The organism is Pseudomonas sp. 9_2_1 (assembly GCF_059295275.1).
Map to the genome: position 1 here is coordinate 4,875,804 of NZ_CM181239.1, position 14,197 is coordinate 4,890,000.

The window sequence follows — 14,197 nt, forward strand, 5'->3', positions numbered from 1 at the left end:
ATGGGCTGCAAAGCAGCCCCCTACGCGAAACCTGCAAATGGATCCTGCACATGGCTGTCCCCTCCTCTGCTGCAACCCTGTTCCCGCGCAAACTGGCAATCGCCCTGCTGGCGCTGCTGGCCTGCTCATTCGCCGGCAACCACATCGCCGCACGCATCGCCTTCGATGACGGTACCGGGGTGTTGCTGGCAATCCTCTGCCGCTCGGGCATCACCTTGCTGGTGCTGGCCTGCCTCCTGCTATGGCAGCGCCAGGCACTGGGCCTGCCCGCCGGTACCCGCCACTGGCAGTTGGTACTGGGCCTGTTGATCGCCACCCAGAGCCTGTGCCTGTACTCGGCAGTAGCGCGCATTCCGGTGGCCTTGGCGCTGCTGGTGGGCAACACCTTCCCGATGCTGTTGGCCCTGCTGACCTGGGCACTGGGCGGCGCCCGCCCGACCGGCCGCACCGTGCTGTTCATGGGGCTGATCCTGTGTGGCCTGGTACTGGCGCTGGATGTGCCGGCGCGCCTGGCCGACAGCGGCGCAGCCAACCCGCACTGGGCGCTGGGCGTCAGCCTGGCCTTCGGCGCCGCCTGCGCCTTCGCCTGCGCGTTGTGGATCACCGACCACAAACTGGCCGGTGTGCGCGGGCCAGTGCGCAGCCTGCTGACATTGCTGATCGTGTTCTCCAGCATGCTGGTAGCCGGCTTCAGCGGGGTGATGCCGTCCGGTCTGTCACTGCCGGGCAGCAGCAGCGGCTGGCTGGCGCTGGCCTGCCTGGTGGTGCTGTATGGCCTGGCCTTCACCTTGCTGTTCGTCTGCGTGCCACGGCTGAACATGGCGCAGAACGCACCGGTGATGAACGTCGAACCTATCGCCACCCTGCTGCTGGGCTGGGCTTTGCTCGACCAGCAACTGAGCCCCCTGCAACTACTCGGCGGCGCCGTGGTGGTGTGCGGCATCGTGCTGCTTACCTACCGCCGGGCCAGCTGACTTTTCAAAGGAGCCTTGAATGGCTGTGACCGAACTGCACCTGCAGGACCGCCTGACCCGCCTGAGCCTGGCCCCGGAGCTGGGCGCCAGCCTGGTGAACTGGGAAGTGAGTGCGACCGGGCAGGCGCTGCTGCGCCATTCCGACCCGGCCGCACTGGCCAGCGGTACGCCACGACGCCTGGGCTGTTATCCGCTGGCGCCGTGGTCCAACCGTATTGCCGAAGGTGGTTTTGCCCGCCCCGAGGGGTGGCAGGCCTTGACGCCGAACACCGGGCATGACCCCTACCCCATTCATGGCAGTGCCTGGCAGCAGGCATGGCAGGTGGAGCACCACAGTGAACGGCGTGCACGCCTGACGCTGGACAGTAAGGTGCCATTTGCCTACCACGCCACACTGGATGTGCACCTGCATGAGGGCTGCCTGAACCTGGACCTGCACGTGACGCACCTGGATGAGCCAGCCACCTGGTATGGGTTGGGGCTGCACCCCTACTTCCCTCGATATCCCGATACCAAGCTTTATGCAGCGGCGCGCAGGGTATGGCTGGCCGAAGATGGGCGGTTGCCGTCGTACCAGGCCGAGATCCCCGAGCAGTGGCGTTTTCAGACCATGGGCCGGTTGCCCGAAACCGTGGTTGATCATGCCTTCAGTGGCTGGGCAGGAGAATGCTTGATCGAACAACCCAGTGCAGGCTATCGGCTGGCATGCAGCGCCAGCGGGGCTGAACACTTTTTGCTGTTCTGCCCGCAAGGACAGGGCTTTTTCTGCTTCGAGCCGGTTAGCCATCCGGTCAATGCCCATCACCTGCCGGGGCGGCCCGGGCTGCGGTTGTTGCAGCGAGGGGAAGCGATGAGCCTGGGGTTCCGGATGCAATATCGAGCGTTGTAACCGTTTCGCCTGGGGTGGGGCCGCTTTGCGGCCCCAAAATCTGACGCTTTAAGCGAGCGCCTCGGTCGACGTCGCCATCGGCTTGCCAGATGCAGCAACCCCACACACCTCCCGCGCCACCTTCCACACCAGCACCGCCGCCACGATATCGAACGCCGCCAGCACCACGAACAGCGGGCTGTAGCCAACCTGCGTCACCAGAATGCCGAACACCAGGGTAAACACCGCCGCCCCCAGGTACCCACACATGCCGCCCATGCCGGTGGCAGTCGCCACCTGATCCTTGCTGAACGAGTCAGAGGTGATCGAGTACAGCGCACCCGACAACGTCTGGTGAGCAAAGCCGCCGATGCACAGCAACAGAATCGCCGTATACGGGCTTTCCACCAAGCCGATGCAGGCCGGGCCGATCATGCAGCTGGCGCCAAACACCAGCACCATCTTGCGCGAGGTGAACAGCGACACCTTGAAGTAGCGGTGGAACAGCGGGCTCAGGTAGCCCCCCAGCACGCAGCCGATGTCGGCAGCCAGGAACGGCAGCCAGGCGAACATCGCCACTTCCTTGATATTCATGTGCCGCTCGGTCATCAGGTACAGCGGGATCCACGCGTTGAAAGTTTGCCAGGCCGGCTCGGAAAGGATTCGCGCCGAAGCGATGGCGTAGAAGTTGCGGGTCTTGAAGATGCGTTTCCACGCGCCTTTCTCACGGGTGTCCTGCTGAAAGTGCGCCTCCTGCCCGGCCAGGATGTAGTCGCGCTCCTGGTCGCTCAAGCGCTTCTGGTCGCGCGGGTGCTTGTACAACAGCATCCACAGCAGGGTCCAGACGATGCCCGATGCCCCGACGATGACGAATGCCAGCTGCCAGCCGCTGTGCAGGATCGCCCACACCACCAGCGGCGGCGCCAGCAAGGCGCCGAGCGACGAGCCAATGTTGAACCAGCCGATCGCCACCGAACGCTCCTTGGCCGGGAACCACTCGGTGGTGGCCTTGACCCCGGCTGGCAGGCCGGCGGCCTCGGTCATGCCCAACAGCCCGCGCATGAACGCCATGCTCTGCCAGCCCGTGGCCAGCGCCGCGCCGGCGCAGGCCAGCGACCAGGCCATGGCAAACACGGCAAAGCCCAGCTTGGTGCCGATGAAGTCGATGAACCAGCCCGCTATCGGCTGCATGAGGGCGTAGCAGATCTGCCAGCTGGCAACGATCTTGGCGTATTGCTCGGTACTGATGGAAAGATCGGTCATCAGGGTGGGCGCGGCCACCGAGAGGGTATTGCGGGCGAGGTAATTGACGACGAGCCCAGCCGTGACAAGGCTGACCATCCACCAACGGATGCCTTTCATCTTCATGGTTCACCTGAATTTTTGTTTTTAGAGTTGCGGGTGATTCGCGCTTATGCCGGCAGTGGTCATATGCGACAAATTGTTTCAGGCGGAAGATTGCCACGTCATAGGTCATCGTACAACACTTATTGTTTCGAGATGTTTTTGCTGCTGTTGTACGATCTCAATTCAGCTGCTGTGCGCGCAAGGTCTGGGCGAGCATATCGATGAAGGCCCTGACCTTGGCCGAGCCATACTTGCTCTCCCGGTGCAGCACATGAATCGGCCATGGTGCTTCTTCATACTCGGCCAGAATCACTTGAAGCTGCCCGCTGGCCAGCTCGTCTGCCACCTGGTAAGACAGCAGGCGGGCGATCCCCAGCCCGTCGCTGGCGGCAGCGATCGCCCCATCGTTGCTGGTCACGGTCAACCGCGGCTTCATGCGCACCAAGGTCGGCTCATCGGTCACCCCAAAACGCCAGCCGGCGCGTGGCGACAGGTTGGTGGTGCCGATCACCGCATGCCCTGCCAGGTCCGAGGGGTGCGTGGGCATGCCATGGCGGGCCAGGTAGTCTGGGGACGCACACAGCATCCGTCGCACCCTGCCCACCCGCAGTGCTTTCAGCCCGGAGTCAGGCAACGGGCCAATGCGCACGGCCACATCCATGCCCTCTTCGACCATATTCACCACCCGGTCTAGAAAGTAGGCAGACACATCGACCTCGGGGAACTGCTGCAGATAGCGCACGATGCAGGGCATGACGAACTTCTTGCCGAACAGGATCGGGGCGGTGACTGCAAGTTCCCCTTTGGGTGTGGCGTTGATACCGGCGGCCGCTTCGTTGGCTTCGTGGATGCTGGCAAGGATATGCCGGGTGTCTTCCAGGTAACGGCTGCCCGCCTCGGTCAGGCGAACGCTGCGGGTGGTGCGCAGCAACAGCTTGACCCCCAGTTGATCTTCCAGGGCACTGACGGCGCGGGTCACCGCTGCGGGGGAGATGTCCAGGCGGCGGGCAGCGGCGGCGAAGCTTTCCAGTTCGCCGACGGCGACGAACACCTTCATCAGGTGGATCTGGTCCATGCGGGCCTCGGGGCTATGAAGTGCGCAGATTATCTTTCATTTGGGCTTTTGGGGTTGTCTGGCCTGGCCTGTTCGCGGGCAGGCGAATCAGGCATCCAGCACCAACGCCTGCCCGCCCTCCTCCATCCGCGCCGGCACAGCACAGCAGATCAACACGGTCCCGGCATCCGGCATCTCTGCCGGCGGGTTCGGGTAATGCACCTGGCCACTCACCAGCCTGGTCTTGCACGTTCCACATGACCCGCCCCGGCAACTGAATTCCGGCGCCAACCCGCGCGCTTCTGCCAGCTCCAGCAGCGTACCGCTGCCGGGCGCCCAACGCGCCTCTTTGGCCGAAGCCGCAAAATACACCGGCACCGGCTCGCTGGCAGCAGGCGGCTGCTGCAACGCCGGCTGGGCGCCGTCGGTGTGCCGTCGTAGCGTCGATGGGCCAAAGGCTTCCGCGTGGATCCGTGCATCCGGCACATGCACCCCGCGCAGCCCTTCATACAGGTCCTGGGTAAAACTACCCGGGCCACACAGGTAGAAATCGTAGTCGTCCAGCGCCAGCGTCGCCTTGACCTGCTCGATGCCCAGCCGCCCGACGAACTCATGATCACGCCCCACCACCGCATGGCTTTCCGGCTGGCTCAGGGCACGGTGCACGTGCAGCATGCCAGCGGCCTGTTGCTGCAAAGCTGTCAGTTCCTGACGGAACGGCAAGTCGGCCAGGCTGCGGGCGCCATGGAAAAGGTGAATACGCCGTGCCGGGCCGCTGCTCAGCTGCTCGCGCAGCATGGCCAGTAACGGCGTGATACCGACGCCCGCGCCGATCAGTACCAGCGGCCGGGTACTCTGCCGATCGAGGGTGAAGCTGCCCATCGGCGCGCGTACGTTCAGCACATCACCCGCCACAACGCGCTCATGCAGGTACCGCGACGCCGGGCCCTGGGCCTTGACGCTGATGCGCAGGTAGCCGTCGGCAGGCGCGCTGGACAAACTATAGGTGCGGATCAAGGCAGCCCCACCGTCAGGCTGGATCTGCACGGGAACATGCTGCCCCGGCGCAAAAGCCACGTTGCTGCCGGCCGGTGGCTCAAGGTAGAACGAGCGAATATCGCGGCTCTCCTGCTCCACCCGCATCACTTGCCAGGCCTGCCACTGGCGCTGTTGCTGACGTTGCTGGATACGCGCTGCGGCCTCGGACCAGGTGCCGGTCGTCAGGCTGGTGGGCGCATACTCCTTGAACGCCCAGCGCAGCGAAACGGCAGCCGGGCGCCACACCACCTGTTCGACCTGCAATGTCCATAACCGCTCGGCGCCTTCGAACGCCTGGGTTACCGGGCTGTCCAGCAGCACCTCGGTACGGCCGCCGAGCTGCAGCACGTTGCCGTTGTTGAAATCGATGAACAGCAAGCCTGCCTGCGGGTTTACCAACAAGTTGCCCAGGGTGTTGAAGTGCAGGTTGCCGGCATAGTCGGGAATGGTCAGGCGGTTGCCTTCTACCTTGACGAACCCGGGCCGGCCGCCGCGGTGGGAGACATCCACCGAACGCTGGCCGTCGCTGTGCTCGACGTAGCTGGCGACGAAAAAGGTATCGGCCGCCTGGATCATGCTGACTGTCGCGGCGTCCAGTGTGCTCGCGTCGACACGTGCCAGGCGGGGCTCATCGACGCGGGTGTAGTCACGCAGCTGGATGTATTGCGGGCAGTTGCCGAACGCCTGCTCTACCATCACCTGCAATTGCCCGCCCGCAGCCTGGCGGATCTGCCCGTTGATACGGTTGCGCCGGCGAGTATGCAGCTCGATACCCAGCAGGCCGATCGCCTGCCCGGAGGCCAGCCCCGGGGTGGCAGGGTCATCTGCAGGCAACGTGGTATCGATCGTCAGCTGACGAGGATCAGGCGAACTGACGAACCCCTCCGGGCCTTCCAGCAGGGTTGCCCAAGGGTGGCCGTCAGCGTCCACGCTGGCAGCGATCATGAACGGCAGTTGATGATAGAAAATGCGGTGCTGGTCGGGCATGAAGTCACGAATGACCTTTTGCCCGAACGCCTCCATGCGCTCTGCTACACCCACCTTTTCCTGGAGGGTCTTCTCGCCGGCATGCCAGGGCGAGGGGCGGTGGTCCGAGTGCTGTTGCATGGCGGCGGTCCTCCCGATGGCAGGGTGTCAGGCGCTGGTTTGCAGCCCGATCACGGTACGCGGCATGGGCACGAAGCCTGGTAGCGCTTCGATCCGCGCCAGCCAGCTGCGCACGTTGGCATAGGGCTCCAGCGACACATTGCCTTCGGGAGCGTGGGCGATGTACGAGTAGTTGGCGATGTCGGCAATGGTCGGGCTGCTGCCAGCCAGGAAGGGGGCCTTGGCCAGCTCGGCGTCGATCACCTTGAGCAGGGTGTGGGCACGGGCGATCACTTCGTCGGTGTTGAACGCGGCTCCGAACACCGTGACCAGGCGTGCGGCGGCAGGGCCGAAAGCCAGCGGGCCGGCAGCGATCGACAGCCAGCGCTGCACGCGAGCGGCTGCGGCAGGTTCCTCGGGCAGCCAGGTGCCGTTGTCGTACTTTTTCGCCAGGTACACCAGAATCGCATTGGAATCGGCAATCACAATGCCGTTGTCATCAATTACCGGAACCTGGCCGAACGGGTTGAGGGCCAGAAAGTCGGGCTGCTTGTGCGCCCCTTTGGCCAGGTCGACGAACACCAGTTCGGCAGGCAGGTTCAGCAGCGAGAGCATCAGCTCGATGCGGTGGGCGTGGCCGGACTTGGGAAAGTTGTAGAGCTTGATCGGGTTCGACATGGGCTTGGCTCCTGGTCAGCGCCGGGTTGGGCTGATGGAGCACATCCTGCACCGGTTCGGCTGGCAGCAGAATCCGTGCGCAGGGGAAACCATAATTTCGCTGAGCGGAATAATCGTCCAGTCTACACCGCCCTATCGCCGGCAAGACGGCGGTAGGGCCAATAGGCATGCCAAATCAGTGCAGCTTGTTGAAATACCGGAACAGCTCACGCGCGGCCTCGACCACCTGCGGCACGCAGGCCTGGATATCGTCTTCGCTCATCTGGTCAAGCAATTCGAAGTTGTCTTCCAATCCATGCAGCGAGATAGCCTTGAGCAGTTGGTCCTGCTCAGGCGGCAGTTCGGTCCAGCCAGCGATCTGGGTACCGCGCATGTAGCCGAAGCACCATTCCTCCATGACGATAACGCTGCCCTGCTCGCCTTCGTTTTCCTCGAACAACGGCTCGAAGTGATCGACGTCGTCGCTCAACTGTTCCGCCACCTGGCTGGCATAGCGCAGCATCAACGCGGTATAGGCCTCTTCATGTGCAGGCTTCTTGAACTTCGGCACCTTGCCACCGGCTACCGCTGGCAACCAATGTTCAGGGGTGACGGTAATCGGCGAGCTGGCCAGCGCGGTGAAAAAGCCATTGAGCTCGGCCAGGTTGAGCACCGAATAGTCATTGCCGTAAGTGATCAGCAGGTCCTCGAGGCGGACGAGTTCTTTTTCGCTGAGAAGGGGAAGCATGGATGGACATCCTGGAAAGCAAAAGTGTGTGCACACTAGCACAGCAGTGCCTCAAGAGCTGCCCGCGGCGGTCGCTACGCGGGCAGATTCGTTACTGAGACAACCAGCTTTGCAGTGCCGGTTGCTCACCGGTACCCAGCAGTAACCACAACAGAATGCGGCACTTGCGCGGGCAGAGCTGCCCGGCCATGTGCACCCCCTTGCGCTGCAGATCGATCTCGGCTCCGGCAAACCCGTAGGTGGCTCGGGCGGTCGAACCACTGCCGGTGCGGGTGGCAACGATCACCGGCAAGGCAGATGCGAGCTGATCCAGCAGCGCGGCCCAGCTGCCGGAAACATGCCCTGCGCCGAACGCTGCGATGACCAGCCCCTCGTAGCCCAAGGGTGCTACGGCTTGCAACAGGGCCGTATCCGCGTCCAGGCACACTTCCAGCAAAGCAACGCGGTGCTCGATTCGATGGGGCAGCGGCAACACATTGCGCAAGCCTGGCGGTTGGCGATAAACCACTGCGCCCTCCACAACATCGCCCACGCGGCCGCAGCCAGGCGACTCGAAAGCGGCCAGCGCCAGGCTGGCCGTCTTGCGAACCTTGGCTGCACAGTGGACCTGATCATTCATCACTACCAGCACACCACGTCCACGGCTGCCTTGTGCCAGCGCAACCTGTGCCGCACTCAGCAGGTTGGCGGGGCCGTCATTGCCCGGCTGGCTGGCCGCGCGCATGGCACCGGTCATCACCAACGGAACATCGAACGGCCACAGTAGATCAAGAAAATAAGCGGTTTCCTCCAAGGTGTCGGTACCTTGGGTAAGGATTACACCCTGCGCGCCCCGCTCCACTTCACTGCGGGCCCAGGCCAGCACGTCGAGCAGCGCCGCAAAGCCCAACGAGGCACTGGGAAGCAGGCCCAGTGTGGCGACTTCAACATCAGCCATATGGCGCAATTGCGGGACCTTGGCCAGTTGCTCATCGCAGCCAAGCGTTGGTCGCACAGCGCGTCCCGGAGCAGCTGCCTGCATGCTCACCGTGCCACCCAGGCTACCGATCGAGAGCCTGGGCAGTGGCACTCCCCCATTCATACCCCACCTCCGGCAAGCACCCCAACCAGCGGCACGATCCCCAGGGTACTGATGGCCATCGACAGCACATTGCCGATATAGCCGTGCATAGAGGCCGGCAAGCGCTGGGTAATGGCCACTGCCAGCGGCGGAGCTACCAGCGCGCCAAGCACTGCACTGGCGACAACCACCTGCCAGCTGCCACCGTGGGCAAGCACCGCTGCCGGGACGATCGAGACAATCGGAATGTAAGTGGGATACCACCCACGCGCTTGCCACTGGCGTCGCCAGAACACGACCCCGACCAGTGACGCCAGCGCCTGCCCGGCGATCATTGGCAGCAACAGCAGCGAACCATACGCCGCCGCTGACGGAGCGAGGATATAGGCCAGGAACGCGCCCAGCAGCAAGCCTAGGCTGGCCAGTTCATTCCCGTAAAATGGCGCTTCGCTGAAGTCAGCCAGCACGCGGCGCAAGGTCCAGACCACGCCGTAATCAGCCTGTACAGCGACGGGCTCGGATGGGGCCGGCGTGTGACAGGGCCTTACCCATGAGGGAAAACACTTGCACAACAGGAATGCCACAAGGCTTGCCAGCGCCATGCCGCTCACGTTGCCGATCACCGCCGGCAGCTGCAAGGGATAGCACAGGTAGTTGACCACCAAAAGGCTGGCTGGCGTTACCAGCAACGCGCCCAGCAGGGCGCCGGTTATCGTCACCCGCCAGCCTGCACCAAACAGCAGCACCATGGCTGCCGGCAATGACACGAAGGCAACGAAGGTCGGTTGCCAGGCACCACTGGCCAAGGTCCATCCCCACAATGCGTGACTCAGCAGCAGGCCCAGCAATGAGCTGGTGAACACCCATGGCCACAAGCCGCTGCCGTAGCAAATGGCAAAACCCTGCCAACGGTATCCGCGCACATGGGCCCAGTGTGCCAGGCAAGCACCTAGCAGCAAGCCCAGGGCAGGCAGCTCGTGCTTGTAGAACGTCACTTCGCTGATATCGCCGATTATCCAGCGCAAGCGGCTCATCGGCTGATCGAGCGTCGCCGCGAGTTGCCCATAGTCCGGCCATTGGCCATGGGCCAGGCTCACCACCAACAGCACCAAAAGGCAGGCGAATATCAACGCCGGCGAACGTTGCCGGTTCGAGAAGCGTAGCGTTTTCATCGGCGACTCCTCAGCGCGGCATCGGTGAATGCAAGCGATAGCCAAGCGCCGCATCGTAGAGGTCAGTGCGCCGATCACGGGGCAGATCGTTGAGGGTGTTCCAGATCGGTGCCGAACGCGCAATGCTGAGGTCGACATCGGCATACAAGATGCTTTCCTCCTCTGGGCCGGCCACTTCACCAATGGGCCAACCATTGGTTCCAGCGATCAGCGAACAGCCCAGGAAGCGTCCACCCCGCTCCGTGCCGATGCGGTTGGCGGCGGCAATGTAGACGTTGTTGACGTGTGCTGCGGTCATGGTCAGGTAGGACGCCATGCAGCGACCTGCTTCGTCGAACAGAGGGGGCGGTGTCCATACCCAGTTGTTCAGGCTGCAGATGATGTCGGCGCCCTGTGCGGCCATCAGCCGCGGTACCTCCGGGAACCAGATATCCCAGCAGATCAACAGGCCGATGCGGCCAATCGGCGTCTCGAACACGGGGAAACCCAGATCACCAGGGGTGAACCAGAGCTTTTCCTGGTTCCACAAGTGGGCCTTGCGGTAATGCCCAAGCAGGCCCTGGGGGCCGAACAGGACCGCACTGTCATAGAGCTTCAGCCCGTCACGCTCGGCAAATCCTGCGGCCAGGAACACCTTGTGCTCGCAGGCAAAGTCCGCCCAGGCGTTGAGGCTGGGGCCGTCGCGCAGCGTCTCGGCATGGGCATAGGCCTCAGCTCGGGTGTGGAAGGTGTATCCGGTATTGGCCAGCTCGGGCAGCACGATCAGATTGGCCCCTTCGCATACCGCGCGCCGGGCCAGTGCCAGCCCTCTGCCTAGGTTACCAACGCAGTGCTCAAGCCCGACCTGAGGGTCATACTGGATGACAGCAATACGTACGGGGCTGACTGGGGTGCCGTGTTCAGACATGGTGGCTTCCTTCTTATGGTTGTTTTGGAAGGACGCCAGTAGAGCGGGGATCGACCGGGGAGTGACAGTCGGGACACTCCCACAAGCCTGTAGGAAAAGGGACGGGATGCAGTAGGGCTCTGGCTACATCCGCGTTAGTTGTTAACCCTGATGTTTCGAGTATCGATGTACAGCGTTAGGGGAATCGGAAATCCGCAGCTCGAACAAATGAGCGTAATAGGCCATCAGAGAGCGCGCCGCTTTCGGGGGCTCTCCAGTCCTGTTGAAAAAAGGCATCCGCATCGCCGAATGCCAGTCCGTTAAGCAATTGGGGCCGCTTTGCGGCCCATCGCCGGCAAGCCAGGCTCCCACAAGTACGGCGCATGGCTTGAATTCGATGCGGTCTGGGTGGGAGACCTGAGGGTGATTAAATATGCCTTATGGCAGGGGGTCGATATGTACAGCCAACCTGCGGGACATAACCGCGAGCCGACAGCGCCTCCCACCAGGGGCAGCGCTGTTGGCAGGGGGCTTATACCGCCAGCGCGCGCTCGCGTAGCTCACTGTTGAGGATGCGGTCGTTCTCGCTGTAGTCGACCGGGCAGTCGATCACGTGCACGCCTGGGGTCTTGATGCAGTGTTCCAGCAGCGGCAGCAGGCCTTCGGCGCTTTCCACGCGGTGGCCGTTGGCACCGTACGCTTCGGCGTATTTGACGAAGTCCGGGTTGCCGTAGTCCAGGCCGAAATCGGTGAAGCCCATGTTGGCCTGTTTCCAGCGGATCATGCCGTAGCCATCGTCACGCAGGATCACCACGGTGATGTGCATGTTCAGGCGCACTGCAGTTTCCAGCTCCTGGCTGTTCATCATGAAGCCGCCGTCGCCACATACCGAGATCACCGGGCGGTCCGGGTGCACTAGGTGCGCGGCCATTGCCGATGGCAGGCCGGCGCCCATGGTCGCCAGGGCGTTGTCCAGCAGCACGGTATTGGGCTTGTGCGCCTTGTAGTTGCGGGCGAACCAGATCTTGTAGATGCCGTTGTCCAGGGCAACGATGCCTTCGGACGGCAGTACGCGACGGATGTCGGCCACCAGCCGCTGTGGGTACACCGGGAAGCGGTCGTCGTCGCCGCCTTCGGCGATCTGCGCTTCGTTGGCCTCACGGATGGCCAGCAAGCGGGTGAAGTCCCAGTGCGAAGTGTCGTTCAGGGCTTCGCTGATCTGCCACACGGCGTTGGCGATGTCGCCGATCACTTCCACCTGCGGGAAGTACACGGCATCGACTTCGGCCGAGCGGAAGTTGATGTGGATGACTTCGGTGCCACCGCGGACCATGAAGAACGGCGGCTTCTCGATCACGTCGTGGCCGATGTTGACGATCAGGTCGGCCGCCTCAACCGCACGATGTACAAAATCGCCGGACGACAGCGCGGCGTTGCCGAGGAAGCGCGGGTGACGCTCGTCGACCACGCCTTTACCCATCTGCGTGGTGATGAACGGGATGCCGGTCTTGTCGATCAGCTGCTTGAGGACCTTGGCGGTCATCTTGCGGTTGGCGCCAGCGCCGATCACCAGGATCGGGTTACGGGCGTTCTGCAGCTTTTCCACGGCCGCTTCGATGGCTTTGTGCTCGGCCAGGGGGCGACGGTGCAGGCTGCGCGGGATCGGCAGTGCGTCGGTCTGCTCGGCGGCGATATCTTCCGGCAGCTCCAGGTGGACCGCACCCGGCTTCTCTTCTTCGGCCAGGCGGAAGGCTTCGCGCATGCGCGCCGGGATGTTGTCGGCCGAGGCGAACTGGTGGGTGTACTTGGTGATGGGGTCCATCATGCCGCACACGTCAATGATCTGGAAGCGGCCCTGCTTGGACTTCTTGATCGGCTTCTGCCCGGTGATCATCATCATCGGCATGCCGCCCAGGTAGGCGTAGGCGCTGGCGGTGACCAGGTTGGTGGCGCCAGGGCCAAGGGTCGACAGGCTGACGCCGGTCTTGCCGGTCAGGCGACCGTAGGTGGCAGCCATGAAACCTGCAGACTGCTCATGACGGGTCAGTACCAGCTTGATCTTCGACTTGCGCAGGGATTCGAGCAGGTCGAGGTTTTCTTCACCGGGAATGCCGAATACATACTCGACACCTTCGTTTTCCAGGCATTGCACAACGACATCGGCGGCCTTGGCCATCTTGCTTGCTACCTCAAGTGATGGGACGGTGGAAGTCCAGAAATGCGCAGCACGGTACGCTGGCATCGCCAGGCCCGGGGCAAGGAATGCTCCGAACCAAAGTCTTGACGCAGGGGGGGCGAGGGAAAGTCACGTAAATTGGGCGGGAATATTGTTGCAGTCTGCGCTGACAACGCCGCGGGGTCTGCCTGGGAGATCGGGGATGCAGGTTTTGCGGCCGCTGGGCGCCCGATCGCGACGCAAGGCCTACAAGGGAATGCATGCGGCTGATGTTTGGGGGCAGAAAGACAAAACCCCTACCTGCATGCGCAGATAGGGGTTTTGCGAAATGAATCTTGACGATGACCTACTCTCACATGGGGAGACCCCACACTACCATCGGCGATCCATCGTTTCACTACTGAGTTCGGGATGGGATCAGGTGGTTCCAATGCTCTATGGTCGTCAAGAAATTCTGTAGCCAGAATGTCCAGATGGACAGCCCAGCGAATTCGGATATGTGATAGTTGTGATGCTTTGTGAACAGTGCGAACTTTCGGTTCGTGTCATCTTCACCACCGCAATCTGCATGAGCAAATTGCTTGGGTGTTATATGGTCAAGCCTCACGGGCAATTAGTATTGGTTAGCTCAACGCCTCACAGCGCTTACACACCCAACCTATCAACGTCGTAGTCTTCGACGGCCCTTCAGGGGATTCTAGATCCCAGTGAGATCTCATCTTGAGGCAAGTTTCCCGCTTAGATGCTTTCAGCGGTTATCTCTTCCGAACATAGCTACCCGGCAATGCCACTGGCGTGACAACCGGAACACCAGAGGTTCGTCCACTCCGGTCCTCTCGTACTAGGAGCAGCCCCTCTCAAATCTCAAACGTCCACGGCAGATAGGGACCGAACTGTCTCACGACGTTCTAAACCCAGCTCGCGTACCACTTTAAATGGCGAACAGCCATACCCTTGGGACCGGCTTCAGCCCCAGGATGTGATGAGCCGACATCGAGGTGCCAAACACCGCCGTCGATATGAACTCTTGGGCGGTATCAGCCTGTTATCCCCGGAGTACCTTTTATCCGTTGAGCGATGGCCCTTCCATACAGAACCACCGGATCACTAAGACCTACTTTCGTACCTGCT

Annotated in this window: 11 protein-coding genes, 2 rRNA genes and 1 pseudogene (1 of these 14 running past the window's edge); 2 read left to right on the top strand and 12 right to left on the bottom strand. The window is 62.5% G+C overall.

Going from position 1 to position 14,197, the window contains the following annotated elements; translation table 11 throughout:
- The first annotated feature begins 50 nt into the window (after positions 1-50).
- Both AC5O5I_RS22140 and AC5O5I_RS22145 read left to right on the top strand, forming a co-directional pair.
- On the top strand, positions 51-974 hold the full coding sequence (locus AC5O5I_RS22140) for an EamA family transporter (RefSeq protein ID WP_494511575.1): 924 nt from the start codon (positions 51-53) through the stop codon (positions 972-974).
- A gap of 19 nt (positions 975-993) precedes the next feature.
- Positions 994-1,863, top strand: coding sequence for an aldose 1-epimerase (locus tag AC5O5I_RS22145; protein ID WP_172226795.1), 870 nt, complete (start codon positions 994-996; stop codon positions 1,861-1,863).
- Positions 1,864-1,911: 48 nt separating this feature from the next.
- On the opposite strand, the gene AC5O5I_RS22150 is transcribed toward AC5O5I_RS22145, so the two are convergent.
- The 12 genes and pseudogenes from AC5O5I_RS22150 to AC5O5I_RS22205 form a co-directional block, all read right to left on the bottom strand.
- Positions 1,912-3,210: an MFS transporter gene (locus AC5O5I_RS22150; protein ID WP_172226798.1), complete on the bottom strand. Its 1,299-nt coding sequence runs from the start codon at positions 3,208-3,210 to the stop codon at positions 1,912-1,914.
- Between the two features lie 157 nt (positions 3,211-3,367).
- Positions 3,368-4,264 carry a LysR family transcriptional regulator gene (locus AC5O5I_RS22155; RefSeq protein WP_172226801.1) on the bottom strand — a complete coding sequence of 299 codons (897 nt, stop codon included), beginning with the start codon at positions 4,262-4,264 and terminating at the stop codon, positions 3,368-3,370.
- A gap of 87 nt (positions 4,265-4,351) precedes the next feature.
- On the bottom strand, positions 4,352-6,388 hold the full coding sequence (locus AC5O5I_RS22160) for a pyridoxamine 5'-phosphate oxidase family protein (protein WP_494511576.1): 2,037 nt from the start codon (positions 6,386-6,388) through the stop codon (positions 4,352-4,354).
- Positions 6,389-6,415: 27 nt separating this feature from the next.
- On the bottom strand, positions 6,416-7,045 hold the full coding sequence (locus tag AC5O5I_RS22165) for a glutathione S-transferase family protein (RefSeq protein WP_172226807.1): 630 nt from the start codon (positions 7,043-7,045) through the stop codon (positions 6,416-6,418).
- Positions 7,046-7,220: 175 nt separating this feature from the next.
- Entirely contained in the window at positions 7,221-7,772 is a 552-nt protein-coding gene (locus tag AC5O5I_RS22170; RefSeq protein WP_494511577.1) for a UPF0149 family protein, read from the bottom strand.
- Between the two features lie 91 nt (positions 7,773-7,863).
- Positions 7,864-8,853 (bottom strand): asparaginase, encoded by a 990-nt coding sequence (locus AC5O5I_RS22175; RefSeq protein ID WP_494511578.1) that lies wholly within the window; start codon positions 8,851-8,853, stop codon positions 7,864-7,866.
- Positions 8,850-10,004, bottom strand: coding sequence for a hypothetical protein (locus AC5O5I_RS22180; RefSeq protein WP_494511579.1), 1,155 nt, complete (start codon positions 10,002-10,004; stop codon positions 8,850-8,852). Before AC5O5I_RS22180 ends, AC5O5I_RS22175 begins: the two co-directional genes overlap by 4 nt.
- Before the next feature lie 10 nt (positions 10,005-10,014).
- Positions 10,015-10,911, bottom strand: coding sequence for a nitrilase family protein (locus tag AC5O5I_RS22185; RefSeq protein WP_494511580.1), 897 nt, complete (start codon positions 10,909-10,911; stop codon positions 10,015-10,017).
- Between the two features lie 174 nt (positions 10,912-11,085).
- Positions 11,086-11,193 (bottom strand): annotated as a pseudogene (locus AC5O5I_RS22190) (FAD-dependent oxidoreductase); the annotation flags it as partial.
- A gap of 229 nt (positions 11,194-11,422) precedes the next feature.
- Positions 11,423-13,066, bottom strand: coding sequence for an acetolactate synthase large subunit (locus AC5O5I_RS22195; RefSeq protein ID WP_494511581.1), 1,644 nt, complete (start codon positions 13,064-13,066; stop codon positions 11,423-11,425).
- A gap of 333 nt (positions 13,067-13,399) precedes the next feature.
- Positions 13,400-13,515 (bottom strand): 5S ribosomal RNA (gene rrf / locus AC5O5I_RS22200).
- Positions 13,516-13,658: 143 nt separating this feature from the next.
- A 23S ribosomal RNA gene (locus AC5O5I_RS22205) occupies positions 13,659-14,197 on the bottom strand (it continues 2,354 nt past the right edge of the window).